The organism is Variovorax sp. UC122_21 (assembly GCF_044056785.1).
Taxonomy (GTDB): Bacteria; Pseudomonadota; Gammaproteobacteria; order Burkholderiales; family Burkholderiaceae_C; genus Variovorax.
Genome location: NZ_CP172004.1, coordinates 2,849,256 through 2,873,171 on the forward strand (window position 1 = coordinate 2,849,256; position 23,916 = coordinate 2,873,171).

At 71.1% G+C, this 23,916-nt stretch carries 17 protein-coding genes and 7 pseudogenes; 15 read left to right on the forward strand and 9 right to left on the reverse strand.

Annotated features, from left to right (window positions below; all coding sequences use genetic code 11):
- Positions 1-7: 7 nt before the first annotated feature.
- Positions 8-994: a Bug family tripartite tricarboxylate transporter substrate binding protein gene (locus ACHMXE_RS25775; protein ID WP_395352166.1), complete on the reverse strand. Its 987-nt coding sequence runs from the start codon at positions 992-994 to the stop codon at positions 8-10.
- Between the two features lie 130 nt (positions 995-1,124).
- Here ACHMXE_RS25775 and ACHMXE_RS25780 point away from each other — a divergent pair, with 130 nt between their 5' ends.
- Complete coding sequence (locus ACHMXE_RS25780) at positions 1,125-1,973, forward strand: helix-turn-helix domain-containing protein (protein ID WP_395352168.1); 849 nt, start codon at positions 1,125-1,127, stop codon at positions 1,971-1,973.
- Here ACHMXE_RS25780 and ACHMXE_RS25785 read toward each other — a convergent pair.
- Both ACHMXE_RS25785 and ACHMXE_RS25790 read right to left on the reverse strand, forming a co-directional pair.
- Positions 1,970-2,731: a lanthionine synthetase LanC family protein gene (locus ACHMXE_RS25785; protein WP_395352170.1), complete on the reverse strand. Its 762-nt coding sequence runs from the start codon at positions 2,729-2,731 to the stop codon at positions 1,970-1,972. The genes ACHMXE_RS25780 and ACHMXE_RS25785 overlap by 4 nt on opposite strands.
- 5 nt (positions 2,732-2,736) lie before the next feature.
- A pseudogene (locus tag ACHMXE_RS25790) lies at positions 2,737-3,652 on the reverse strand (LysR family transcriptional regulator).
- Positions 3,653-3,836: 184 nt separating this feature from the next.
- On the opposite strand from ACHMXE_RS25790, the pseudogene ACHMXE_RS25795 reads away from it, so the two are divergent.
- The 4 genes and pseudogenes from ACHMXE_RS25795 to ACHMXE_RS25810 all read left to right on the forward strand — a co-directional run bounded on the left by ACHMXE_RS25795 (position 3,837) and on the right by ACHMXE_RS25810 (position 11,191).
- Positions 3,837-4,720, forward strand: a pseudogene (locus ACHMXE_RS25795) (alpha/beta hydrolase).
- A 219-nt stretch (positions 4,721-4,939) separates the two neighbouring features.
- Positions 4,940-6,196: an efflux RND transporter periplasmic adaptor subunit gene (locus ACHMXE_RS25800; protein ID WP_395352172.1), complete on the forward strand. Its 1,257-nt coding sequence runs from the start codon at positions 4,940-4,942 to the stop codon at positions 6,194-6,196.
- Between the two features lie 195 nt (positions 6,197-6,391).
- Positions 6,392-9,675, forward strand: a pseudogene (locus ACHMXE_RS25805) (efflux RND transporter permease subunit).
- A gap of 34 nt (positions 9,676-9,709) precedes the next feature.
- Positions 9,710-11,191, forward strand: a complete 1,482-nt coding sequence (locus tag ACHMXE_RS25810; protein WP_209541389.1) for an efflux transporter outer membrane subunit — start codon at positions 9,710-9,712, stop codon at positions 11,189-11,191.
- Positions 11,192-11,209: 18 nt separating this feature from the next.
- Here ACHMXE_RS25810 and ACHMXE_RS25815 read toward each other — a convergent pair.
- Positions 11,210-11,754, reverse strand: a pseudogene (locus tag ACHMXE_RS25815) (MarR family winged helix-turn-helix transcriptional regulator).
- A 140-nt stretch (positions 11,755-11,894) separates the two neighbouring features.
- On the opposite strand from ACHMXE_RS25815, the pseudogene ACHMXE_RS25820 reads away from it, so the two are divergent.
- Positions 11,895-12,873: pseudogene (locus ACHMXE_RS25820) on the forward strand (tripartite tricarboxylate transporter substrate-binding protein).
- A 12-nt stretch (positions 12,874-12,885) separates the two neighbouring features.
- On the opposite strand, the gene ACHMXE_RS25825 reads toward ACHMXE_RS25820, so the two are convergent.
- Complete coding sequence (locus ACHMXE_RS25825) at positions 12,886-13,110, reverse strand: hypothetical protein (RefSeq protein WP_203201237.1); 225 nt, start codon at positions 13,108-13,110, stop codon at positions 12,886-12,888.
- Between the two features lie 157 nt (positions 13,111-13,267).
- On the opposite strand from ACHMXE_RS25825, the gene ACHMXE_RS25830 reads away from it, so the two are divergent.
- From ACHMXE_RS25830 to ACHMXE_RS25845, 4 genes are read left to right on the forward strand one after another with little or no spacing between them, the layout of a single operon-like run.
- Positions 13,268-14,755: a cobyric acid synthase gene (locus ACHMXE_RS25830; RefSeq protein ID WP_395352174.1), complete on the forward strand. Its 1,488-nt coding sequence runs from the start codon at positions 13,268-13,270 to the stop codon at positions 14,753-14,755.
- A complete protein-coding gene (gene cobT / locus ACHMXE_RS25835; RefSeq protein ID WP_395352176.1) occupies positions 14,752-15,798 on the forward strand; it encodes a nicotinate-nucleotide--dimethylbenzimidazole phosphoribosyltransferase in 1,047 nt (348 codons plus the stop codon). The genes ACHMXE_RS25830 and cobT overlap by 4 nt, the downstream gene beginning before the upstream one ends.
- Positions 15,799-15,803: 5 nt before the next feature.
- Entirely contained in the window at positions 15,804-16,598 is a 795-nt protein-coding gene (locus ACHMXE_RS25840) for an adenosylcobinamide-GDP ribazoletransferase (RefSeq protein WP_395352178.1), read from the forward strand.
- Positions 16,595-17,161 carry a histidine phosphatase family protein gene (locus tag ACHMXE_RS25845; RefSeq protein WP_395352180.1) on the forward strand — a complete coding sequence of 189 codons (567 nt, stop codon included), beginning with the start codon at positions 16,595-16,597 and terminating at the stop codon, positions 17,159-17,161. The genes ACHMXE_RS25840 and ACHMXE_RS25845 overlap by 4 nt, the downstream gene beginning before the upstream one ends.
- 7 nt (positions 17,162-17,168) lie before the next feature.
- Here ACHMXE_RS25845 and nth read toward each other — a convergent pair whose 3' ends face one another.
- A complete protein-coding gene (gene nth / locus ACHMXE_RS25850; protein WP_209541393.1) occupies positions 17,169-17,813 on the reverse strand; it encodes an endonuclease III in 645 nt (214 codons plus the stop codon).
- Between the two features lie 107 nt (positions 17,814-17,920).
- Between nth and ACHMXE_RS25855 the strand changes: the two are divergent.
- Positions 17,921-19,109, forward strand: a pseudogene (locus ACHMXE_RS25855) (PLP-dependent aminotransferase family protein).
- A 13-nt stretch (positions 19,110-19,122) separates the two neighbouring features.
- Here ACHMXE_RS25855 and ACHMXE_RS25860 read toward each other — a convergent pair.
- Entirely contained in the window at positions 19,123-19,350 is a 228-nt protein-coding gene (locus ACHMXE_RS25860) for a hypothetical protein (protein ID WP_203201232.1), read from the reverse strand.
- A 73-nt stretch (positions 19,351-19,423) separates the two neighbouring features.
- On the opposite strand from ACHMXE_RS25860, the gene ACHMXE_RS25865 reads away from it, so the two are divergent.
- Positions 19,424-19,759, forward strand: coding sequence for a DUF6172 family protein (locus ACHMXE_RS25865; protein ID WP_395352183.1), 336 nt, complete (start codon positions 19,424-19,426; stop codon positions 19,757-19,759).
- Here ACHMXE_RS25865 and ACHMXE_RS25870 read toward each other — a convergent pair whose 3' ends face one another.
- Both ACHMXE_RS25870 and ACHMXE_RS25875 read right to left on the reverse strand, forming a co-directional pair.
- Positions 19,760-20,839, reverse strand: coding sequence for an Ldh family oxidoreductase (locus tag ACHMXE_RS25870; protein ID WP_395352185.1), 1,080 nt, complete (start codon positions 20,837-20,839; stop codon positions 19,760-19,762).
- Between the two features lie 14 nt (positions 20,840-20,853).
- The gene (locus ACHMXE_RS25875; protein WP_395352187.1) at positions 20,854-21,828 is read right to left on the reverse strand and encodes a tripartite tricarboxylate transporter substrate binding protein; all 975 of its coding nucleotides are present in this window, start codon (positions 21,826-21,828) and stop codon (positions 20,854-20,856) included.
- A gap of 143 nt (positions 21,829-21,971) precedes the next feature.
- On the opposite strand from ACHMXE_RS25875, the gene ACHMXE_RS25880 reads away from it, so the two are divergent.
- The 3 genes and pseudogenes from ACHMXE_RS25880 to ACHMXE_RS25890 all read left to right on the forward strand — a co-directional run bounded on the left by ACHMXE_RS25880 (position 21,972) and on the right by ACHMXE_RS25890 (position 23,868).
- Positions 21,972-22,754 (forward strand): enoyl-CoA hydratase/isomerase family protein, encoded by a 783-nt coding sequence (locus ACHMXE_RS25880; protein ID WP_395352189.1) that lies wholly within the window; start codon positions 21,972-21,974, stop codon positions 22,752-22,754.
- Positions 22,755-22,772: 18 nt separating this feature from the next.
- Positions 22,773-23,060 (forward strand): annotated as a pseudogene (locus tag ACHMXE_RS25885) (acyl-CoA dehydrogenase family protein); the annotation flags it as partial.
- A 13-nt stretch (positions 23,061-23,073) separates the two neighbouring features.
- Positions 23,074-23,868, forward strand: a complete 795-nt coding sequence (locus ACHMXE_RS25890) for an acyl-CoA dehydrogenase family protein (RefSeq protein WP_395352191.1) — start codon at positions 23,074-23,076, stop codon at positions 23,866-23,868.
- Positions 23,869-23,916 lie beyond the last annotated feature (48 nt).

Sequence of the window (23,916 nt, forward strand, 5' to 3'; positions counted from 1 at the left end):
CGTCATCTCAGTCCGCCTTCGCGTTGACCGAGCGCGCGATGCCGCCCCACAGCGCGATGTCGGCGCGCACGCGCTGGCCGAACTGCTCGGGCGACCAGCTCGCGGGCGAGACGCCCTTGGCCATCATGTCGGCGCGCAGGTTGCGGTCCTGCAGCGCCTTGTCGAGCGCCGAGCGCAGCCGCTCCACCACCGGTTTGGGCGTGGCCGCGGGCGCCATCAGGCCGTACCAGAGCTCGGGCTTGAAGTCCTTGATGCCCGCGGCCTCGAAGCTCGGCAGTTCTGGAAAAACCGCCGAGGGCTGGCTGATCGCGAGCGCGCGCATGCGGCCGGCGCGCACCTGGGGCGCGAGCGCGGTGGGGTTGTCGAACAGCGCCTGGATCTGGCCGGCCATCAGGTCGGTCTGCGCGGGCGCGGCGCCGCGGTAGGGAATGTGGGTCATCTCGATGCCGGTGCGCTGCTTGAACAGCTCGCCCGCGAGGTGGCTCGCGGTGCCGTTGCCGATGCTGCCGTAGTTGAGCGTGCCGGGCTTGGCCTTGGCATCGCGGATGAAGTCGGCGAGGTTCTTCGCGGGCAGCGTGGGTGCCACCACCAGCACGAAGGGCGTGGTGCCCAGCGTGCCCACGGGCGCGAGGTCGGCCAGCGGGTCATAGGGCAGCTTGGGGTAGACGGCCTGGGCCGAGGCGATGGTCGTGGTGGTGGCGGCCACCAGCGTGTAGCCGTCGGGCGCGGCCTTGGAGGCATAGCCGGTGCCCACCGTGCCGCCGGCGCCCGCGCGGTTGTCGATGATCACCGGCACGCCGAGCTCGGCCTGCAGCCTGACCTGCACCGCGCGGAAGATCACGTCGGTGCCGCCGCCGGCCGGGAAGGGCACGACGATGGTGATCGGCTTGGCGGGATAGGTGTCGGCGGCGGCCGCGGCACCGCAGGCGGCGGCGAGCAGGGCGGCGGCGGCCATCAGGGCGAGGCGCCGTGGCGGGCGGAGGCTGGCGGTCATGGAGGTCCTTGGCGGAACGGGTGGAGGAGGGGCCTAGTCTTCCCGTCGGTGCCCATCCGCGTGCCTCGGTTCGCGACGCCGGCGCGCACGATCGCGACATCGGCCGCGCGATTGACCACACAATCGGCCCATGCCGTCCCCCGCCGCCCCCTCCGGACCGCGGATCTCCGCGTTCGCCGACCGCCTGGCCCACAAGGCGACGCCGGTGGCGAGCACGCTCGACGGCTACGCCACCACGCCGCATGCGCACGATTGCGACATGCTGTTCGTGCCGCTGGCGGGCCGCTTCGACGTGATCGATCCGCGCGGCGACGCGCTGCAGTCCTCGCCCGGCCACTTCCTCTGGTTCGCGGCCGGCGCCGCCCATGCCACCAGTGCGATGACGCTGCGCCAGACGCACCTCGCGGTCTATGTCGATTCGGAATTCTGGGACACGGCGCTGCGCGCGCACGGCATCGCGAAGCCGGCCCAGGGCCTGCGCGCGGGCAGCGGCGCGCTGAACCTGCTGTCGCACCGGCTGCTGGAGATGGCCGGCGCGCCGGCATCGCCCGAGCCCTCGATGGCGCACGTGGCCCACTGCGGCGCGCTGGTGATGGAGGCGGCGCGGCTCATGGCCAACCCGCTGGTGCATCCCGACGGCCGCGGCACGCCCGGCGCGGTGATCGCCGCGCTGCTGGCCAGCGACATCGAGGCGACGCTGGCGGCGCCGCTGCCGCTCGAGGCCTTCGCGGCGCGGCACCGGCTCTCGCGCCGGCAGATCGAGCGGCTGTTCCGCGCGGCCTACGGGCTGTCGCCGCTCGAATTCCAGCAGCAGCGGCGACTCGAGCGCGCGCGCCACCTGCTGCAGAACACCGACGAATCGGTGCTGTCGGTGGCGCAGCAGGTCGGCTGGGCCTCGGGGGCCTATCTCACGCGCATGCTCGGCAAGGCCTGGGCGACGACGGCGGGCGAGCTGCGCGCGCGGCGGCCGCCGGCCTAGAAGAAGCAGTCGAGGGTCGGAAAGCGGTCCGTGCCCTCGATGCAATCCCACAGGTAGATCGCGAAGCCGGGGTCGCCGGTCCACAGCGAATAGCGCCGGTGGCCGTGCGCGGCCAGGTCGGCCTCGGTCTGCGCGATGCCGTGCATGGCGAAGGCGCGCGCCCGGTCCAGCCAGGCTTCATCGCCGAAGCGGCGGTGCAGCTTGAGGAAGGCATAGCCGTTGCCGCCGGTGCCGTGGCACAGGTTCGCGCCCTTGTTCAGCGGGCCGGCCTGCCAGGTGGTTTCGCCGGCGGCGAGCAGCAGCTCGCCGGTGCGCTCGTGCATGAACAGCGCCGCGAGCAGGGTGCCGGGCGTGCCCCACATCAGTTCGAGGGTTGGGTCGTCGAGGTGGCCGCCGCACAGCCGAGCGAGTTCGTCGGCGATGGCGGCCGAGGGCTGGAGCCGGTGCTCGAGCAGCCGGATGCCGGTGTCGCCCATCAGGTAGGCCGCGAAGCCGGCGTCGGCGGGGCGGCCCATGGCCGCGCGGTTGGCGGCGCGGTCCCGCAGATGGTGCAGCGCCCAGATCACGCCGCTGGCGCCCCAGTACAGCAGGTACTGGGGGTCGGGATTCGACGCATCGCCGGGATGCATGGGCCACAGCCCCTCGGGCGTGAAGCGCGCCTCGGTGTCGCGCACGATGGCTTCGATGGCCTCGCGCGCGCGGGCCTCGTCCCAGGCGTCGGCCCGCAGGGGCTCGTGGCGCTCGGGCGAGAACAGCATGGCGCTCAGCGCCGTTGCAGCCGCGGCGTCTTCGCGAACAGTTCGGCGGCCCAGTCCACGAAGGCGCGCACCTTGGCGCTCAGGTGGCGGTTGGGCGGGTAGACCACGTGGATCGGCAGCGGGTCGCGGTGCCAGTCGGGCAGCACCTCGATCAGCTCGCCGCTCTCGAGGTGCGGCTCGGCCATGAAGGTGATGCACTGCGAGATGCCGAAGCCGCCGAGCACGGCCGCCATGTGGGCGTTGCTCTCGTTGACCGACACCCGGTAGGGACCGTTGAGCTCGATGTGCTCGTCGCCCTTCTTGAACTCGTGCGGGTAGACGCGCCCGCGTGGTGCCCGAGAAGTAGCTCACCACGTGGTGGCGCTTCTCGATGTCGTTCGGATGCTGCGGCGCACCATAGCGCTTGATGTAGGCCGGCGAGGCCACGGTCACGAAGTGCAGGGTGCCGATGCGCCGCGCCACCAGCGACTGGTCGGCGAGGTCGCCGGCGCGGATCACGCAGTCGACGTTGTCGCTGATCAGGTCCACCGTGCGGTCGCTGACGCCGAGGTCGACCTGGATCTCGGGGTAGCGGTCGCAGAAGGTGGCCAGCGCCGGCAGGATCACCAGCCGCGCGACCGAGGTGCCGACGTCGATGCGCAGCCGGCCCGTGGGGCTGGACTGCGCATTCGTCATGCTGGCTTCCATGTCGTCGAAGTCGTTGAGCAGCCGCGCCGCCCGCTCGAAGTACGCGGCGCCGTCCGGCGTCACCGTCACCCGGCGGGTGGTACGGTTCAGCAACTTCACGCGCAGCCGCGATTCCAGGGCCTGGATCTGCTTGGTGACGGTGCCCTTGGGCAGGGCGAGCGAGTCCGCCGCGCGGGTGAAGGTGCCGGCTTCCACGACGCGGACGAAGATCCGCATGGCCTGGATCTGATCCATCGAATGCCTGTTCTTGAGACCCGGCCCTCGCCGGGGGGTGCGGATTCTCACACAAGGTCATAACCCTTTGGTGACCCGGTCCGATTGTTCGTAGTTTGGAAACAGAGTAGGGCTTGCATGCCTGTTTAACGCGACAGTCGGCGCCTTATATTTCAACCATCGCCCATTTCCCGAGGTCGTCCCCATGTCACCCCGTCCATCGTCCCGCTCCGCCGAAGCAGCCGCGCTCGCCGCGGGGCAAGGCGCGGAAGCCGATCTGTCGATCGAGCTGCCCGGCCGCGATCCGGTGGGCGCCCGTGTCTACGGCCAGCGCCCCAAGGGTGAAACCGTGCCGCTGGTGCTGCACTTCCATGGCGGCACCTTCATCTGCGGTGGGCTCGACAACGGCCGCAACGTGGCGCGCCTGCTGGCCGGCGCCGGCGCGGTGGTGGTCTCGCTCGACTACCCGCTGGCCCCCGAGTCGCCGTTTCCCGAGCCGATCGAGGTCGGCTACGCGGCGCTCGAATGGCTCTACAAGCAGCGCGTCAAGCTCGGCGGCCGCGGCGCCCAGGTCTACCTGGCCGGCGAGGAAGCCGGCGGCAACCTGGCGGCGGCGGTGGCGCTGATCTCGCGCGACCGCGCCCATCCGCCGCTGGCGGGCCAGATCCTGCTGTCGCCGATGCTCGATCCCTGCGCCGGTACCGCGTCGCTGCGCAAGGCGACCAACGACTCGCCCGAGTGCCGCTGGGCCACGGGCTGGGAGAAGTACCTGAGCTGCCCGTCGAACGCCACGCACCCCTATGCGGTGCCCAGCGGTTCGCTGCGCCTCTGGCCCTGGCCCCGGCGCTGGTGCTGGTGGGCGAGGACGACGCCATGCGCGACGAGGCGCTGACCTTCGCGGGCCGGCTGCGTTCGGCCGGCATCGAGGTCACGAGCGCGGTGCTGAGCAACGCGGCCGAATGGCCCAAGGCGCTCTACGACGCCGAGTGCATGGGTTGCAAGGTCTGCGAAGCGACCGTGCAGCAGCACTTCCGCGAATTCTTTGCGGCGACCACACCGCCCCAAGGGGCGACACCGAAGCCCAGTTAGCCAGCGACCTCAGTCAGATAGCCAGCCGCTAGCGCGGTGAGGTCGGTCGCCAACGAGGCGACGGCCCCGCCGATACGGCCGAGCCACCGGGGGCACCCGGTGCGGCCGGCCTGTTTCCGAAATCTCCGTTTTTCTTGGTGCGAGGGCGCCAGGACGGACTGTTGCATCCCGAAAAGTCATCCGAGTCATTTGAGTCATCTGAGAGAAGGACGAATCACCATGTCGAACAACAAGCCAACGTTTTCCTCCGCGGCCCGCAAGGGCCTGTGGCCCGCCGTGACCGGCGTCACCGCCTTGCTGGCGGTGGCCGCCGCGGTGCTGGGCATGCACAGCTTCAAGGCCGAGGCCAACGCGCCGGCCGCGGGCGCGCCGCAAGCCATCCCGGTCTCGGTCGCGGCGGTGGCGCCGAGCGAGATCAACGCCTGGGACGAGTTCTCGGGCCGCCTCGAAGCGGTCGAACGCGTCGACGTGCGCTCCCGCGTCGCGGGTGCCGTGCAGTCGCTGCACTTCCGCGAAGGCGCGCTGGTCAAGCAGGGCGACCTGCTGGTGACCATCGACCCCGCGCCGTACGCGGCCGAGGTCGAGCGCGCCGAGGCGCAGGTGGCGTCGGCGCAGGCCCGCCAGTCCTTCAGCCGCAGCGAGCAGGAGCGCGCCAAGCGCCTGTGGGACGAGCAGGCGATCGCCCAGCGCGAATACGACGAGCGCGTGAACGCCGGCCGCGAAGCCGAAGCCAACCTGCGCGCGGCCCAGGCCTCGCTGCAGTCGGCACGTCTGAACCTGGGCTACACCCAGGTGCGGGCGCCGGTCTCGGGCCGCATCGGCAAGATCGAGGTCACGGTGGGCAACCTGGTGGCGGCCGGTCCCGGCGCGCCGGTGCTGACCACGCTGGTCTCGGTGAGCCCGATCTACGCGAGCTTCGATGCCGACGAGCAGGTGATCACGCGGGCCCTGAAGGACCTGCCGAGCGGCTCCAGCGCGCGCGGCCAGATCGAAACGATCCCGGTGCAGATGGGCACGGCCGGCCTGGAGGGCACGCCCTTCGTCGGCAAGCTGCAGCTGATCGACAACCAGGTCGACGCCCGCAGCGGCACGGTGCGCGTGCGCGCCTCCTTCGACAACAAGGACGGCGCCCTGATCCCCGGCCAGTTCGCCCGCATCCGCATGGGCCAGGCCCGCAACGACACCGCGCTGCTGGTCAGCGAACGCGCCATCGGCACCGACCAGAACAAGAAGTTCGTGATGGTCGTGGGCGAGGACAACAAGGCGGTCTACCGCGAAGTCGCGCTCGGCGCCTCGATCAACGGCCTGCGTGTCGTGAGCAAGGGCCTGAAGGCTGGCGACCGCGTGGTGGTCAACGGCCTGCAGCACATCCGCCCGGGTGCGCTGGTGGCGCCGCAGACCGTGACCATGGACGCCAAGGCCGACGGCAAGGCGCAACAACCGACGGAACAAGTGGCGCAGGCCGCGAAGTCCTGAACGACACCGGGCCCCGCGCGCCAGCCTGACGACAGGCCGGCGCGCCGGGAAACCCGGGACACCGACGACGGCGACAGCGGCAACGGCCGGCTCTCGCCAGCGTTACTCGAAGTTCCTTGATGGGAGCCACCTGGATGCCGCTCGTCTTTTTCGAAGCGGCGTGGATCGCGCTGTCCGCGCGATGGAGCCAACGAAATGAATCTCTCTAAATTCTTCATCGACCGGCCGATCTTTGCCGGCGTGCTGTCGCTCTTGATGCTGATAGCCGGCCTGATCGCGCTGCGCGGTCTGCCGATCTCCGAGTACCCGGAAGTCGCGCCTCCCTCGGTGGTGGTGCGCGCCCAGTACCCGGGTGCCAACCCGAAGGTGATCGCCGAGACCGTGGCGACTCCGCTGGAAGAGCAGATCAACGGCGTCGAGGGCATGCTCTACATGGGCAGCCAGGCCACCACCGACGGCGTGATGACGCTGACGGTGACCTTCCGCCTCGGCACCGACCCCGACAAGGCCCAGCAGCTGGTGCAGAACCGCGTCTCGCAGGCCGAGCCGCGCCTGCCCGAGGAAGTGCGCCGGCTCGGCATCACCACGGTGAAGAGCGCGCCCGACCTCACGATGGTGGTCCACCTCGTGTCGCCGAACAACCGCTACGACATCAACTACCTGCGCAACTACGCGGTGCTGAACGTGAAGGACCGCTGGCGCGCATCGAAGGCGTGGGCCAGGTCCAGATCTTCGGCGGCGGCGACTACTCGATGCGCGTCTGGCTCGACCCGCAGAAGGTGGCGCAGCGCGGCCTCTCGGCCTCCGACGTGGTGGCTGCCATCCGCGGCCAGAACGTGCAGGCCGCGGCCGGCGTGGTCGGCGCTTCGCCGGGCCTGTCGGGCGTTGACATGCAGCTCTCGATCAATGCGCAGGGGCGCCTGCAGAGCGAGGAAGAGTTCGGCGACATCATCGTCAAGAGCGGCACCGACGGCGCCGTCACGCGTCTTCGCGACATCGGCCGCCTCGAGATGGGCGCCGCCGACTACTCGCTGCGCTCGCTGCTGAACAACGACCCGGCCGTCGGCATGGGCGTGTTCCAGGCTCCGGGCTCGAACGCGCTCGACATCTCGGCGAACGTCCGCAAGACCATGGCCGAGCTCAACAAGAACATGCCGGAAGGCCTGGAATACCGCATCGCCTACGACCCGACGCAGTTCGTGCGCGCGTCCATCGAATCGGTGATCCACACGCTGCTCGAAGCCATCATGCTGGTGGTGCTGGTCGTGATCCTGTTCCTGCAGACCTGGCGCGCGTCGATCATTCCGCTCCTGGCCGTGCCGGTGTCGGTGATCGGTACCTTCGCGGTGCTGCACGTGCTCGGCTTCTCGATCAACGCGCTGAGCCTGTTCGGGCTGGTGCTGGCGATCGGCATCGTGGTGGACGACGCCATCGTGGTGGTGGAGAACGTCGAGCGCAACATCGAGGCGGGGCTCACGCCGCGCGAAGCGACCTACCGCGCGATGCGCGAGGTGTCCGGGCCCATCATCGCGATTGCGCTGGTGCTGGTGGCCGTGTTCGTGCCGCTGGCCTTCATCAGCGGCCTGACGGGCCAGTTCTACCGCCAGTTCGCGGTGACCATCGCGATCTCGACCGTGATCTCGGCGATCAACTCGCTGACCCTGTCGCCCGCGCTCGCCGCCTTGCTGCTGCGCGGCCACGACCAGCCCAAGGACGCGCTGACGCGCGGCATGGACCGGGCCTTCGGCTGGCTGTTCCGCGGCTTCAACCGGTTCTTCCATCGCGGCTCCGAGGCCTACAGCGGCGGCGTCAAGCGCGTGATCTCGCGCAAGACGCTGATGCTGGTGATCTACCTCGCGCTGGTCGGCGTGACCTTCGGCCTGTTCAAGGCCGTGCCCAGCGGCTTCGTGCCGGCGCAGGACAAGCAGTACCTGATCGGTTTCGCACAGCTGCCCGACGGCGCCACGCTCGACCGCACCGACGAAGTGATCCAGCGCATGGGCGAGATCATGAAGAAGAACCCGAACGTGGAAGACGCCATCGCCTTCCCGGGCCTGTCGATCAACGGCTTCACCAACAGCTCGAACTCAGGCATCGTGTTCGCCACGCTCAAGCCCTTCGACCAGCGCAAGCGCGCCGACCAGAGCGGCGGCGCGGTGGCGGGCCAGCTCAACGGCGCCTTCTCGAGCATCCAGGACGCGTTCATCGTGATGTTCCCGCCGCCGCCGGTGGCGGGCCTGGGCACCACGGGCGGCTTCAAGCTGCAGATCGAGGACCGGGCTTCGGTCGGCTACGACCAGATGGACGCGGCGGTCAAGGCCTTCATGGCCAAGGCCTATGCGGCGCCCGAACTCACGGGCATGTTCACGAGCTGGCAGGTCAACGTGCCGCAGCTGTATGCCGACATCGACCGCACCAAGGCGCGCCAGCTCGGCGTGCCGGTGACGGACATCTTCGACACGATGCAGATCTACCTGGGCAGCCTGTATGCCAACGACTTCAACAAGTTCGGCCGCACGTACAGCGTGCGCGTCCAGGCCGACGCGCCTTACCGCGCCCGTGCCGAAGACGTGGGCCTGCTGAAGGTGCGCTCGACCTCGGGCGAGATGGTGCCGCTGGCCGCGCTGATGAAGGTCAACTCGACCTTCGGTCCGGAACGCGCCATGCGCTACAACGGCTACCTGGCCGCCGACATCAACGGCGGCCCGGCACCCGGCTACTCGTCGGGCCAGGCGCAGGACGCGATCACCAAGATCGCGGCCGAGACGCTGCCCAAGGGCGTGAGCTTCGAGTGGACCGAGCTGACCTACCAGGAGATCCTGGCCGGCAACTCCGCCTTCCTGGTGTTCCCGCTGGCGATCCTGCTGGTGTTCCTGGTGCTGGCCGCGCAGTACGAGAGCCTGACCCTGCCGATCGCGATCATCCTGATCGTGCCGATGGGCATCATGGCCGCGATGGCGGGCGTGTGGATCTCGGGAGGCGACAACAACGTCTTCACGCAGATCGGGCTGATCGTGCTGGTGGGGCTCAGTGCGAAGAACGCGATCCTGATCGTGGAGTTCGCCCGCGAGCTCGAGTTCGCCGGGCGAACGCCGATCCAGGCCGCGATCGAGGCCAGCCGGCTGCGCCTGCGCCCGATCCTGATGACCTCGCTGGCCTTCGTCATGGGCGTGCTGCCCCTGGTGCTGTCGACCGGCGCGGGCTCGGAGATGCGCAAGGCGATGGGCGTGGCGGTGTTCGCCGGGATGATCGGCGTGACGGCCTTCGGCCTGTTCCTGACGCCGGTGTTCTACGTGCTGATGCGCCGCATCGCGGGCAACCGGCCGCTGAAGCTGCACGGCGAGGTGCCGCATGGCGAGGACTTCGTGTCGGCCGGCCATCCGGCGCCGGCCTCGGGCGGATCGCACGGCGGATCGGGCGGCGGCCATGGCGGCGGCCTGCATCCGGTGCCGGCCTCGCCGCGGACCTCGCATGAATGACGAACGAACCACAGAACAAGAAGGAAGCTCGATCATGAACTTCAAGCTCTCATCCCTCTCGGCGCCGCTGCGCGCGGCCGTGCTGCCCCTGGTGGCGGCGCTGGCCCTGGCCGGCTGCGCGAGCGTGCCCTCGGGCCTGCCCGAGACCCCGGCCGCGGCCCAGTTCAAGGAGCAGGGCGCCACGCCGCCCGCCGGCTGGACCCGCGCCGTGCCTTCCGAAGGTGCCGCGCGCGGCGCCTGGTGGCAGGCCTTCAACGATCCGGTCCTGAACGAGCTCATCGCCAAGGCCGAGGTCAGCAACAACAACATCCAGGGCGCGGCGGCGCGGCTGGCCGAGGCCCGCGCCATCGCGCGCAGCGTCAACGCCGACCGGCTGCCGCAGGTGGGCCTGAGCGCCGGCGCCAACCGCGGCGCCGGCCTCGACAAGGCCACGGCCAGCACCTCGCCGGCCACCATGACCAATGCCGGCGCCACCTTCTCGTACGAGCTCGACCTGTTCGGCCGCCTCTCGCGCGCCAGCGACGCGGCGCGGCTCGACGCGGCCGGTCGCGAGGCGCTGCTGCAGAGCACGCGCCTGGCGGTGCAGGCCGAAGTGGCGCAGACCTACCTCACGCTGCGCGCCCTCGATGCCGAGCGCGTGCTGGTGCGCGAGCAGGTCGAGGCCTACCGCGACACGCTGCGCCTGTCGCAGCGCCGCCAGCAGGCCGGCGACATCGCCGAGCTCGACGTGGCGCGCGTGCAGACCGAGGTCTCGTCGACCGAGTCGGACGCGCTGGCGATCGATCGCCAGCGGGCCCAGGTCGAGCACGCGCTCGCGGTGCTGGTGGGCGATTCGGCCTCGAGCTTCGGCGTGCGGCCGGCAGACTGGACCACCGCGCTGCCCGCGATCCCGCCCGGCGTGCCGGCCACGGTGCTGACGCGCCGGCCCGACGTGTCGGCCGCGCAGAACGCGGTGTTCGCGGCCCAGTCGCGCGTGGGCGTGGCGCAGGCCGCGTGGTTCCCGGACATCTCGCTGACCGGCGCGGCCGGCTATGCCTCGCCCGAGATCGGCGACCTGTTCAAGTGGTCGGCCCGCTCGTGGGGCGTGGGCGCGCTGCTGTCGCTGCCGATCTTCGACGGCGGCCGCCGCGAGGCCGGGCTGCAGAGCGCCAATGCGCAGCTCGACGGCGCGCTGGCCGGCTACCGCAACCAGGTGCTGGTGGCCTTCCAGGAGGTCGAGGACCAGCTGTCGTCGATCCGCATCCTGCAGGAGCAGTCGGGCGTGCAGGCCACGGCCGTGGCCTCGGCCGCGCGCGCGACCAGCCTGTCGGACACGCGCTACCGCAACGGCTACATCAGCCAGCTCGACCTGCTCGACGCGCGCCGCAGCGAGCTGCGCAACCGTCGTCAGGCGCTGCAGGTGAAGTCGGCGCAGTACCAGGCGGCCGTGGGGCTGATCCGCGCGATCGGCGGCGGCTGGGAAGTGCCGGGCGCGGTGGCCTCGGGCGACGGTGCCCCGCGCGGCCCGCAGAGCTGAGCGCTCTTCGCTTCGTCGCTACGCGCCCCGCTTCGGCCAGCGGTGGCGCGTGCCGCCCGAACGGCGGTCGGCCTTCTCGGCACCATGCCCTGGGCGCTGAGCGCGCCGCCGCGCTGCTCGAGTCGCTGCAGGCACTGCAGCAGGATCTCGATGTGCGCGGGCTCCAGGCCATCGAGCAGGCCGGTGTTGAGGTCGGCGATGCGCGGGAACAGCTCGTCGTAGAGCTGCCGCCCCGCGGGGCTCAGCCGCACATGCACCTCGCGCCGGTCCTCGGCGTCGCGGCGCCGCTCCACCAGCTGCTTCTCGACCAGGCTGCGCAGCCCGCGCGAGGTGCGCACGCGGTCCAGGTTCAATTGCTCCGACAGCGCCGAGGGCGTGATCTCGCCGGTCTGCGCGAGCGTGCCGATCATTCCCCATTCGCGGCGCGTGATGCCGAAGCCGCCCTCGACCAGCCGCGTGGCCATGCCGGCACCGGCGCGCGCCGCGCGCGAGAGCCGGTACAGCAGCAGGTCGTCGAGGGAGCGGGGCGCGAGCAGCGCGGCCGCGTCGGGAAAGGCTTGCAGGGAAGAAGAGCTCACGGAGGGCGCGGGATGTGGCGGCGCCGCCGCGGCGCCCGATGATGGATTAGATCAACTATTTGTTACCTGCATATAAACAGCGTAACAAAAGCCGGCCACCAGCCGCCGGCGTGAGGAGATCCCCCGTGCCCTTTTTCCCTTCCCGGCGACGACTCGCCGCCTGCTGCCTCGCGCTCGCGATCGGCGGCATCCTGGCGCCCGCGCAGGCGCAGAACCTCGACAGCCCGCTCACGCTGGTCGTGGGCTATGCGCCCGGCGGCAGCACCGACCGCATCGCGCGCCTGATCGCCGAGCGGCTCGGCCCCAAGCTCGGCGTGGCGGTCACGGTCGAGAACCGCGCGGGCGAGGGCGGCCGGCTCGCGGCCAAGCAGCTGCGGCGCGCGAGCGCGACCGAGAACGTGCTGATGCTCGGCAACCCCGCCGTGATGGTGGTGGCGCCGCTGGTGATCAAGGACGCGGGCTACGATCCCGACAAGGACTTCGTGCCCGTCACCCAGGTCAGCAGCTACGACTTCGCGCTGGCCGTGGGGCAGAAGCTGCAGCTCGACCGCGCCATGTTCCTGGTGGGCCGGCTCTCGGGCCCATCCCGAGGAGGCGGTCTTCGGCGTGCCGGCCACCGGCAGCCTGCCGCACTTCTTCGGCCTGATGGTGGGCGATGCGCTGAGCGTGCAGCCGCAGATCAAGGGCTACGGCGGCTCGGCGCCGCTGGCGGCCGACCTGACCGGCGGCTCGCTGCCGATCGCCATCGACACGCTGGACTCGCTCTATGCGCAGCACGTGGCCGGCAAGATCCGCATCCTGGCCGTGTCGGGCAAGAAGCGCGCGAGCTTCGCGCCCTCGCTGCCGACCTTCCGCGAGGCCGGCATGAAGATCGATGCCGACGGCTGGAACACCTTCTTCGCGCCGAGCAGCATGCCGCCGGCCAGGGTGCAGCTGCTGGCCGCGAAGATCCGCGAGGTGATGCAGGACCCGGGGCTGCAGAAGGCGGCCGATGCGCTCTACATCACGCCGGTGGTCAGCAGCAACGCCGAGACGGTGCAGATGCTCAAGGCCTACCGGCAGCAGTGGGAGCCCGTGGTGCGGCGCTCTGGCTTCGCGCCCTGAGCGCGCGCAGGTTCAGGTGTCGGGATCGGACGTCCGCGCGGCGCTGATCTTCTGCAGCTCCGCCACGCCCATCACCAGCGCATTCGAGTAGCTGGCCTCGGCGCGCGCGGCGCGGCGGTAGACGCGGTAGTCGAGCACCTCGGCCTCGCCGCTGTCCAGCGCCTCGAGCAGCACCCAGTGGAAACGGTCCGGTTCGGGTTCTTCGACGGTGAGGGCCAGGTCGTTGAGGGCAGGCATGGGGCGTGGTCGCGGGTGCTGTGACGGAGAAGCCGGGTATACGGAGGAATCGCCGAACCGGATGCAGCCCGTGGGTTCGCAGGCCCGGTTGCGTGACGGAAGCCGCATTCCGGCGTTGCGTTTCGGGCACCCGCGCGCGCTCAACGACAATCCCGCCATGAATTTCCAGGCAGCGGCGGCGCCGGCGAGCGCGCGAGAGCACACCGGCGGGGCGCGTTGCGTGATGGTGCTGGGCACGACCAGCGGGGCCGGCAAGAGCTGGATCGCGACCGCGCTGTGCCGCTGGTATGCGCGCCAGGGACTCAAGGTGGCGCCCTACAAGGCGCAGAACATGAGCAACAACGCGCGCGTGGTCGAGGGCGGCGAGATCGGCAGCGCCCAGTACTTCCAGGCGCTCGCGGCGCGCGCGCGGCCCGAGGTGCGCATGAACCCGCTGCTGCTCAAGCCCGAGCGCGACACCCACAGCCAGGTGGTGCTGATGGGGCAGGTCGACGAGACCCTGTCGGCGCTGCCGTGGCGCGGGCGCAGCGAGCGCGTGTGGCCGCAGCTCGCGCGTGCGCTCGACGAACTGCGCGCCGAGAACGACGTGGTCGTGATCGAGGGTGCGGGCTCGCCGGCCGAGATCAACCTGATGGCCAGCGACATCGTCAACCTGCGCATCGCGCGCCATGCCCGGGCGCGCTGCCTGCTGGCCACCGACATCGACCGCGGCGGCGCCTTCGCCCATCTCTACGGCACCTGGGCGCTGCTGCCCGAGGCCGACCGCGCGCTGCTCGCGGGCTTCGTGCTCAACAAGTTCAGGGGCGATGCCTCGCTGCTCGCGCCCGCGCCCGAGCAGCTGCGCGCGATGACCGGCGTGCCCGTGGTCGCGACCCTGCCGATGTGGTGGCAGCACGGCCTGCCCGAGGAGGACGGCGTGTTCGACGACCGCAGCCGGTCCTCGGGCGCGGTGACGCGCACCGTCGCCGTCATCGCCTATCCGCGCCTCAGCAACCTCGACGAGTTCCAGCCGCTGAAGAACGTGCCCGGCGTGCGTCTGGTCTGGGCCCGCGCGCCGGCCGACGTGGCCGGCGCCGACTGGATCGTGCTGCCCGGCTCCAAGCACACCAGCGGCGACCTGGCCTGGCTGCGCGCGCAGGGGCTCGACCGCGCGGTGGCCGAGCATGCGGCGCGCGGCGGCGCGGTGCTCGGCGTCTGCGGCGGGCTGCAGATGCTCGGCGAGGCGCTGGTCGATCCGCACGGCATCGACGGCAACGCGCCCGGGCTGGGCCTGCTGCCGCTGGTGACGGTGTTCGAGCGCGACAAGACCGTGCGCCGCCGCGAGGCCGCCTTCGGCACGCTGGCGGGCGCCTGGGCCGCGCTGTCGAACGTGGCGGTGGCCGGCTACGAGATCCACCACGGCCAGACCGCGGCCCACCCGCAGATGGCCGGCGACGGCGGCGCGGTGATGCCCGAGGGGCTGGCCTGGCAGAACGCGCGCGGCAACGTGCTCGGGCTCTATCTGCACGGGCTGTTCGAGGACCCCGCGGCGCTGCAGGCGCTGTTCGGCGTCGCGGCGCCCACGCTCGACGCCACCTTCGACGGCCTGGCCGACTTCATCGACAACCACTTCGACGCCGGCGTGCTCGCCGGCCTGATCGCATGACCCACGACGACCTTCTTCCCGCGGTGCCCGACATCGCCGACGCCGCGCTCGCGGCCCGGCTGCAGGCCGCGCTCGACAACAAGACCAAGCCGCTGGGCGCGCTCGGCCGGCTCGAGGCGCTGGCGCTGCGCCTGGGAACGATCCTCGGCACCGAATCGCCGGCGCTCGATGCGCCGCAGATGCTGGTCTGCGCGGCCGACCACGGGCTGGCGGCGCGCGGCGTCTCGGCCTATCCGAGCGACGTGACCTGGCAGATGGTCGAGAACTTCCTGGCCGGCGGCGCCGCCGTCAGCGTGCTCGCGCGCCAGCACGGCCTGGCGCTGACCGTGGCCGACTGCGGCGTGCGGCGCGACTTCCAGCCGCGGCCCGGCCTGGTGCAGCGGCGCATCGCGCCCGGCACCGCCGATGCCTCGGCCGGCCCGGCGATGAGCGCCGCGCAGTGCGCGCAGGCGATCGCCAACGGCCGCGAGATCGTGCGCGCGCTGCCGGGCAATGCGCTGCTGCTCGGCGAGATGGGCATCGGCAACAGCTCGGCCGCCGCGCTGCTGCTGGCGCGCCTGGCCGACATCGACATCGATCGCTGTACCGGCGCCGGCACCGGGCTCGACGCCGACGGGCTGGCGCGCAAGCGCACCGTGCTGCGCGAGGTGCTGGCGCTGCATGCGCGCGCCACCGCGCCGCTCGACGCGCTGGCCGCGCTCGGCGGCTTCGAGATCGCGACCCTGGTCGGCGCGGTGCTGCAGGCGGCCGAGGAACGGCGCGTGATCGTGCTCGACGGTTTCATCGCGAGCGCCGCCGTGCTGGTGGCGCAGGCGCTGCGACCGCACGTGGCGCAGCGCTGCGTGGCGGCCCATGTCTCGGCCGAACCGGGCCATGCGCTGCTGCTCGAGCGCTTGCGGCTCGAGCCGCTGCTGAACCTGGGCCTGCGCCTGGGCGAGGGTTCGGGCGGCGCGCTGGCCTGGCCGCTGCTCGAATCGGCCTGCCGCATCGTGCGCGAGATGGCGAGCTTCGAGTCGGCCGGCGTCTCGCGCAAGGACGCCTGAGATCGATGACGGGCCTGCGGCACTTCCTGCTAGCGCTGCAGTTCTTCACCCGCGTGCCGGTCACGGGCCGGCTCGCGGCCTGGGTCGGCTACAGCCCGCAGATGCTGCGCGCGAGTGCGGCGCACCTGCCGGGCATCGGCTGGCTGGCCGGCGGCGTGGCGGCGCTGGTGTTCGTGGGCGTGGCGATGGGGCTGCCGGGGCTGGCGGGCGCGTTCGCGGCGGCGGTGCTGAGCACGGTCGCGACCGTGATGCTGACCGGCGCCTTCCACGAGGACGGGCTGGCCGACGTGGCCGACGGCCTGGGCGGCTCGGCCGACCGTGCGCGGGCGCTCGAGATCATGAAGGACTCGCGCATCGGTGCCTTCGGCGCGATCGCGCTGGTGCTGGCGCTGGGCCTCAAGTGCGCGCTGATCGCGGTGCTGGCCGGCGGCGGGCTGCATGCGGTGGCCGCTGCCATCGTCGGCGCGCATGTGCTGTCGCGGCTCGCGCCGCTCGGTCTGATCCGCTGGCTGCCCTATGTGGGCGACAGCGGCGCGAGCAAGGCCAAGCCGCTGGCCGATGCGATCAGCGGCGGCGCGCTGGCGATCGGCGTGCTGTGGACGCTGCCCGCGCTGGCGCTGCTGGCGCTGTCGCACGGCGCGGTGCATGCGCTGGCGGCGCTGCTCGCGGCGGTGCTGGCGGCGTTGTGGATGGCGCGGCTCTTCCGGCGCCGGCTGCAGGGCTTCACGGGCGATGGCCTCGGCGCCACGCAACAGGTCTGCGAGATCGCGATCTACCTCGCGCTGGCGTGGCGGGCATGAGCATGCGCAGGCTCTGGCTGCTGCGGCATGCGCCGGTGATCGCCGAGGCGGGGCTGTGCTACGGCGCGAGCGACCTCGAGGCCGAGGCCGAGGCCACGCACGCGGCCGCCGAGCGCATCGCTCGAGAGTTGCCGCCGGGACTCGCCGTGCTGTCGTCCCCGCTGCGGCGCTGCGCCATGCTCGCCGACGCGATCGCCGCGCTGCGGCCCGACCTCGCCGTGCAACACGATGCGCGCATCGCCGAGATGGATTTCGGCGCCTGGGAAGGGCAGTCCTGGTCGGCCATCGCGCGCGCCGAGCTCGATGCCTGGACCGCCGACTTCGCCGACACCCGAGCCGGCGCGCATGGCGAGAGCGTGCGTGCCTTCATGGCGCGCGTGGCCGGCGCCTACGACGAATGGCGAGCCGGGCAGGGCGATGCGCTGTGGGTCGCGCATGCGGGCGTGCTGCGCGCCGTGTCGCTGCTGCATGCGGGCACGCGCTTTCCACGCGATGCCACCGAGTGGCCGTCGACGCCGCTGCCCTTCGGCGGCTGGCAGGTGGTCGAGCTTCGGTCGACCTGATGCGGCTTCAGCGCTTGGGCGCCGGCGTCTTCGGCTTGTAGTCGCAGTAGGTCGACACCGCGCAATCCCAGCAGCGCGGCGTGCGCGCCACGCAGACGTAGCGCCCGTGCAGGATCAGCCAGTGGTGCGCATGCAGCCGGTATTCGAGCGGCACGCGCTTCTCGAGCTTGAGCTCGACCTCGAGCGGCGTCTTGCCCGGCGCCAGCCCGGTGCGGTTGCCGACGCGGAAGATGTGGGTGTCGACCGCGATCGTGGCTTCGCCGAAAGCCACGTTGAGCACCACGTTGGCGGTCTTGCGGCCCACGCCGGGCAGCGCCTCGAGCTCGGCGCGGGTGCGCGGCACTTCGCCGCCGTGCTGCTCGACCAGCATGCGGCAGGCCTCGATCAGGTGCTTGGCCTTGCTGCGGTACAGGCCGATGGTCTTGATGTAGCCCTCGAGGCCCTCGACGCCGAGGTCGAGGATCGCCTGCGGCGTGTTGGCCACGGGGAACAGCTTGCGCGTCGCCTTGTTCACGCCCACGTCGGTGGCCTGCGCCGACAGCAGCACGGCGGCCAGCAGCTCGAAGGGCGTGCTGTATTCGAGTTCGGTCTCGGGCGTGGGGTTGGCGGCCTGCAGGACGGCGAAGAAGGGCGCGATGTTTTCTTTTTTCATGGGGCGGGACAAAGGCAGGCGCAATATATCGCTGAAACGGGAATGACCTACGCAACTTAATTTCCCGCGGCTTTCGCCACAATGGCGGCCAGAAAGTGAGACTGACCATGCAATTCGCCTCCCGCCTCGACAACGTCGAAACCTCCGCCATCCGCGAACTCTTCAAGCTGCTGGGCAAGCCCGGCATCATCAGCTTCGCGGGCGGCTTCCCCGACAGCGCGATGTTCGACGTCGAGGGCCTCAAGGAGGCGAGCCAGAAGGTGCTGGCCGAGGAGGCCGGTGGCGCGCTGCAGTACGGCGCCACCGAAGGCTACGAACCGCTGCGCGCGCAGCTCAGCGCTTTCATGAAGACCAAGGGCGTCGAGGTCGATCCCAGCGGCCTGATCGTCACCACCGGCAGCCAGCAGGCGCTCGACCTGCTGGGCAAGACCATGATCTCGCCCGGCGACAAGGTGATCGTCGAGGGCCCGACCTTCCTGGCCACCATCCAGTGCTTCCGCCTCTACGGCGCCCAGCTCATCAGCGCGCCGATCGACGCCAACGGCGTGAAGACCGACGAACTCGAGAAGCTGATCGCCGAGCACAAGCCCAAGTTCGTCTACCTGATCCCCCACCTTCGGCAACCCCAGCGGCGCGATGCTGAGCCTGGAACGTCGCAAGAAGGTGCTCGAGCTGGCCGTGAAGTACCAGACCTTGATCGTCGAGGACGATCCCTATGGCGACCTGTACTTCGGCGAGGCGCCGCCGCCCTCGATCATGGCCCTGAGCAAGGACGTGCCCGGCAGCCGCGAACTGCTCGCGCACTGCGGCAGCCTCAGCAAGGTGCTGAGCCCGGGCCTGCGCATCGGCTGGATGATCGCGCCGGCCGAACTGCTGGCCAAGGCCACCATGTGCAAGCAGTTCAGCGACGCCCACACCAGCACCTTCTCGCAGGCCACCGCGGCCCAGTACCTCAAGAGCGGCCGCATGCCGGCCACGCTGGCGCATGTGCGCGAGGTCTACGGCCAGCGCGCCAAGGCCATGGGCCAGGCGCTGCAGCGCGAGCTCGGCGACGCGGTGAGCTTCACCCAGCCCAACGGCGGCCTGTTCTTCTGGGCCCGCCTCACGGGCGCCAACGGCAAGCTGGCCAATGCCAACGAACTCGCCAAGCGCGCGATCGAGAAGCTCGTGGCCTTCGTGCCCGGCGCGCCGTTCTATGCCGAGAACCCCGACGTGGCGACCCTGCGCCTGAGCTTCGCGACCGCCGACGTGGCGAAGATCGAAGAGGGCGTCAAGCGCCTCGGCCAGGCGCTGTAAAGCCCGGTCGTTGTCAGGGCGAGCGGTGCAGCCGGGGCGCCGCGAGCAGCGCCAGGTTGTCCGCGATGGCCGCATCCACGTTCGGATAGCGGCCTTTCATCTTCGAGAGCGTCATGATGGTCTGCAGCGCCTTCAGGTCCTTGACCGAGGGCGCGACCTTGATCTGCGCGATGGCCGCGGCGGGATTGCCGCCGTTGATCAATGCCATCACCTTGCTTGCCCAGTCGTTCGCGCGCGCCATGTCTTTCACCTGCTTTCCGTTGAGCCGCCGACTGTACACAGTGGCACGGCGGGGGCATTGGTTACCATCACCCATGAGAAAAACCTTCCAGCTTCAGGTCGAGGGCAAGCACCCCGACCGCCACCTCGAAGCCACCAAGCACGAAATCCGCAAGTACATCAAGCGCGAGCGCGGCCATGCACTGCCGGCCGGCGCCGATTTCTGGGACTTCGATTGCCGCTTCGGCACCGCCGCCGACGACGCCGAGACGATCCACCTGTCGGCCATCACCGCCAGCATCGACCACGTGGTGGCCGAGGGCGGCAAGCAGTTCTACCTCGAGATCCTCGCGCGGCCCGCGACGCGCAAGCCGCGGCCCGCGGGCGAGGCCGCGCCGTCCGACGAGGACGGCGACGACCAAGACAACTGATCAGGCCAGCGCCTGCGCCAGCCGCAGGCCGTGCCGCTGCTCCACGTCCTGGAGCGAACGCGCGATCGACGGGTGCAGCCGCACCCCGTCCCTCGATTGCGCCTCCCGACGCTTCAACCCGCCTTCGCCCGGCAGCCGCACCGGCTTCGCCGGATCGATGGGCGCATTGCCGCGGCAGCGCTCGGCGACCTCGTCCATCTGCCTCAGGAAGGCCGCCTTGCCGCCGAAGGCATGCAGGTCGTGCAGCGTGACGTGCACGGTCGCGCCCCAGCCCTCGGGCGGGTCGGCGCGGCCATGGCCGGCGAGGCCGCCGGTCAGCGCCTCCACCAGCAGCGCCATGCCGTAGCCCTTGTGGCCATGGCTCAGGCCGCCCACCGGCAGCAGGGTGCCGGGCGGGCTGTCGAACAGCACCTGCGGATCGTTCGAGGGCCGGCCCCGCGCATCGATCAGCCACTGCTCGGCGAAGGTCTCGCCGGCCGCGCGCTTGCGGTTGCTCATGCCGTTGGTGGTGATCGAGGCCGAGATGTCGACCATCACGCCGCCCTGCGTGAGCCCGAAGCCCAGCGCCAGCGGGTTGGGCGTGAACACCGCCTGCGTGCCGCCGAAGGGCGCGACGCTCGCAGTGTTGGGGTCAGAGCAGGCCAGCAGCATCAGCATGTCCTCCCGCAGCGCGCGCAGCATGTAGACGGCGAGGCAGGCGATGTGGTGGCTGCGGCGGATCACCAGCGAGGCGGTGCCGAGTTCGCGGGCGCGCGGGATCAGCAGGTCGAGGCCTTGCTCCATGAGCCAGGGGCCGGGCAGGCGCCGGCCGTCCCACAGCACGGCGGCGGGGCGGTCCGACAGCACCTCGGGCGCACCCTCGCGTGCCATGCCACCGGACTCGAGCTCCTTCGCGTAGCCCGTGAGCAGCGCGAGGCCGTGGGTGTCGTGGCCCAGCAGGTCGCCCTCGACCAGCGTGCGCGCCACGCTCGCGGCCATCGGCGCGGCGAGGCCGCACTTCTGCAGCAGGGCATCGGCATAGGCAACCAGCGCCGGCGCGCTGTAGAGGGGGGCTTCGGACGAGGGGACGGCTTGGTTCATGCCGCCATTCTGGGTCACTCGGGCTTGATGTTGGCGATGGCCGCGATCTTGCGGAAGCGCGCGATCTCCTCGAGGTGGAAGCGCTGCATCTTCTCGGGCGGGTAGGGCATGAGCTCGGCGCCCGACTTGCGCACGAAGGCGCGCGCGTCCTCGGTGGCCAGCGTCTTCTGCAGCGCCTCGGCGAGTTTGGCGGTGACGTCGTCGGGCGTCTGCGAGCGCACGTAGAACGACACCCAGCTGTACTGCACGTACTCGTTGAAGCCCTTCTCGCGGATGGTCGGCACGCTGGGCAGGTCGGGGTTGCGCGCCTCGCCCGAGACCGCGAGCGGGCGCAGCTTGCCGCCCTTGATCAGCGGCATCGCGCCGCCGAGGTCGACCAGCGCGAAGTCGAGCTGGTTGCCGATCACGTCGGTCATGATCGGCGCCTGTCCCTTGTAGGGCACGTTGGTGAAGTCGCCGCCGGCCACGTTGGCGAGCCAGGCGGCCGCGAGCTGGTAGCCCGCGGAGTAGGTGCCGACGGTGAGCGACTTGCTCCTGCTGGCGGCCAGCAGCGCCTCGATGCTCGCGAACGGCGAATCGTTCGAGACCACCACCACGTTCATGCCGCGCGTCAGGCCCGACACCGGCTTGTAGTCCTTCACCGAGTCGTAGCCCAGGTCCTTGATGGTCAGCGGGTTCACGGCCATCGGCGAGTTGCTCGCCAGCAGCAGCATGTAGCCGTCGGCCGGCGCGTTCTTCACCTGCTGCAGCGCGATGATGCCGTTGGCGCCTGGCTTGTTCTCGACCACTACCGCCTGGCCGAGCTGCGTGGCGAGCTGGTCGCCGAAGTAGCGCGCCGAGTTGTCGGAGCCGCTGCCCGGCGTGAACGGCACCACGATCTTGATCGGCCGCGTCGGGAAGGCCGTGCCCTGCGCGAAGGCCGGTCCCGCCACCGCCGCGCCCGCCGTTCCCGCCAATGCCAGCAACAGCCGGCGCCTGCTTGTCTCCATCTTTTTTGCTCCTGAGTTCGTGACTGAACCGGTCGTTCGCCGACCTGCCCGAGCTTCGGGCTGGCCAAATAATAATACATATGTGCTTTTAAAAAACATGTATCTGTTATATCGTTGAAAAAGAACAGCCTGACAGGAGTCCCATGAGCACCGCAGCGAATCCGCCCGACCTCTCGATCCACCGCGCCGGCCACACGGCCACGGTGGAGATGTGCCGGCCGCCCCACAACTTCTTCGACCTCGCGCTGATCTCGGCGCTGGCCGAGGCCTTCGAATCGCTGCAGGCCGACCCGGCATGCCGCGCCATCGTGCTGGCGGCGCAGGGGCGCTCCTTCTGCGCGGGCGCCGATTTCTCGTCGCCCACGCCCGCGGCCGGCGAGCGGCGCGACCCGGGCGAGCTCTACCGGCAGGCGATCCGGCTGTTCGCCGTGACCAAGCCGGTGATCGCGGCGGTGCACGGGCCGGCCGTGGGCGGCGGGCTCGGGCTCGCGCTGGTGGCCGATTTCCGCGTCGCCTGCGCCGAGGCGCGCTTCAGTGCCAACTTCGCGCGCCTGGGCTTCCATCCGGGCTTCGCGCTGAGCCACACGCTGCCGCGCCTGGTCGGCGCGCAGCAGGCCGCGCTGCTGCTCTACACCGGCCGCCGCATCGACGGCGCCGAGGCGCTGCGCATCGGCCTGGTCGACGAACTGGCGCCGCAGGACCAGGTGCGCGAGCGCGCCCAGGCATTGGCCGAGGAGATCGCGATCTCGGCGCCGATCGCGGTCGAGTCGACCCGCGCCAGCTTGCGCGCCGGGCTGGTCGAGGCGGTGCGTGCCGCGGTCGAGCGCGAGGCCGGCGAGCAGCGCCAGCACTTCCAGACCCAGGACTTCCGCGAGGGCGTGGCCGCGATGGCGCAGCGCCGCGATCCCGTCTTCGGACGCCATTGAGCCGCGCCGGAGCACGCCATGATCGATTTCGCACTCGATGAAGAACTCGCGCTGGTGGCCGAGACGGCCCAGCGTTTTTCCGACGAACAGTTGTTGCCCTCGCAGCGCGCCTTCGAGGCGCAGCGCGCGCTGCCCGAGGCCCTGCGGCGCGAAGCGGCCCAGATCGGCTTCGACCGCATCGACTGGCCCGAGTCCGCGGGCGGCGCCGGCCTCGGCGCGCTCGCGCGGGTGCTGGTGACCGAGCGGCTCGCGGCCGGCTGCCCGGGCGCGGCGCTGGGGCTGCAGCCGATCGGCGCGGTCGCGCAGGCACTGCTGGCATTTGGCGGCGAGGCGGCGTTGCAGCGCCATCTGCAGCCGCTGCTGGCGCGGCCCGATCGCGCGCGCGGCGCTGGTGTTCGATGCGCGCGGCCAGTGGACGAGCGACGGCGATGCGCTGAGCGGCCAGGCGGCCTGGCTGCCGACCGACCGCATCGACCTGCTCGCGGTGCTGAGCCGCGACGGGCTGCGCTTGGTCACGCAGGGCATCGTGCTCACCGAAGTGCCCGGTGCCGGCCTGCGTGCCGCGGGCGCAAGCGAGCTGCGCGTGGACCGCGCGCCGGTCGAGGCCGCGTGGTCCGACCCCGCGGCCGCCGCGCTCGCGCTGGCCCATGGGCGCGTGCAGCTCGCGGCGCTGCTGGTCGGCCAGATGCATGCGGCGGCCGACTACTCGCGCCGCTACGCGCTCGAACGCGTCGCCTTCGGCAAGCCGATCGCGCACCACCAGGCGCTGGCCTTCCTGATCGTCGACATGCACAGCGCGGTCGATGCCGCGCGCCAGTTGCTGCACGAGGCCGCCTGGCGGCTCGATGCCGGCCGGCTCGCGCGCGAGGCCGCGGCCACGGCGCTGATCGAGGCGACCGAGAACGCGGTCTTCATCGGCGCCAACGCGGTGCAGATCCTCGGCGGCGCGGGCTTCATGCGCGACTACCCCGTCGAGAAGCAGCTGCGCGAACTGCGCGCGCTGGGCCTGCTGCTCGGCGGCGCCGATGCCGCGCGCGACGACGCGCTGCCGGCCGCGATCGCCGCGCCGATCGACTTTCTTGCCACCACCGACGCAACGACCCAGGGAGCCTGAGATGGATTTTTCGATCAGCGCGGACGACCAGTTCCGCCTGCAGACCCT

What these genes read in the sequence shown, in the direction of transcription:
- ACHMXE_RS25840 (WP_395352178.1), top strand. Translation starts at nt 15,804, where the DNA reads ATGACGGGCCTGCGGCACTTCCTGCTAGCGCTGCAGTTCTTCACCCGC.
- ACHMXE_RS25860 (WP_203201232.1), bottom strand. Translation starts at nt 19,350, where the DNA reads ATGGCGCGCGCGAACGACTGGGCAAGCAAGGTGATGGCATTGATCAAC.
- nth (WP_209541393.1), bottom strand. Translation starts at nt 17,813, where the DNA reads ATGAAAAAAGAAAACATCGCGCCCTTCTTCGCCGTCCTGCAGGCCGCC.
- ACHMXE_RS25780 (WP_395352168.1), top strand. Translation starts at nt 1,125, where the DNA reads ATGCCGTCCCCCGCCGCCCCCTCCGGACCGCGGATCTCCGCGTTCGCC.
- ACHMXE_RS25800 (WP_395352172.1), top strand. Translation starts at nt 4,940, where the DNA reads ATGTCGAACAACAAGCCAACGTTTTCCTCCGCGGCCCGCAAGGGCCTG.
- ACHMXE_RS25865 (WP_395352183.1), top strand. Translation starts at nt 19,424, where the DNA reads ATGAGAAAAACCTTCCAGCTTCAGGTCGAGGGCAAGCACCCCGACCGC.
- ACHMXE_RS25875 (WP_395352187.1), bottom strand. Translation starts at nt 21,828, where the DNA reads ATGGAGACAAGCAGGCGCCGGCTGTTGCTGGCATTGGCGGGAACGGCG.
- ACHMXE_RS25785 (WP_395352170.1), bottom strand. Translation starts at nt 2,731, where the DNA reads ATGCTGTTCTCGCCCGAGCGCCACGAGCCCCTGCGGGCCGACGCCTGG.
- ACHMXE_RS25830 (WP_395352174.1), top strand. Translation starts at nt 13,268, where the DNA reads ATGAATTTCCAGGCAGCGGCGGCGCCGGCGAGCGCGCGAGAGCACACC.
- cobT (WP_395352176.1), top strand. Translation starts at nt 14,752, where the DNA reads ATGACCCACGACGACCTTCTTCCCGCGGTGCCCGACATCGCCGACGCC.
- ACHMXE_RS25810 (WP_209541389.1), top strand. Translation starts at nt 9,710, where the DNA reads ATGAACTTCAAGCTCTCATCCCTCTCGGCGCCGCTGCGCGCGGCCGTG.
- ACHMXE_RS25825 (WP_203201237.1), bottom strand. Translation starts at nt 13,110, where the DNA reads ATGCCTGCCCTCAACGACCTGGCCCTCACCGTCGAAGAACCCGAACCG.
- ACHMXE_RS25870 (WP_395352185.1), bottom strand. Translation starts at nt 20,839, where the DNA reads ATGAACCAAGCCGTCCCCTCGTCCGAAGCCCCCCTCTACAGCGCGCCG.
- ACHMXE_RS25775 (WP_395352166.1), bottom strand. Translation starts at nt 994, where the DNA reads ATGACCGCCAGCCTCCGCCCGCCACGGCGCCTCGCCCTGATGGCCGCC.
- ACHMXE_RS25845 (WP_395352180.1), top strand. Translation starts at nt 16,595, where the DNA reads ATGAGCATGCGCAGGCTCTGGCTGCTGCGGCATGCGCCGGTGATCGCC.
- ACHMXE_RS25880 (WP_395352189.1), top strand. Translation starts at nt 21,972, where the DNA reads ATGAGCACCGCAGCGAATCCGCCCGACCTCTCGATCCACCGCGCCGGC.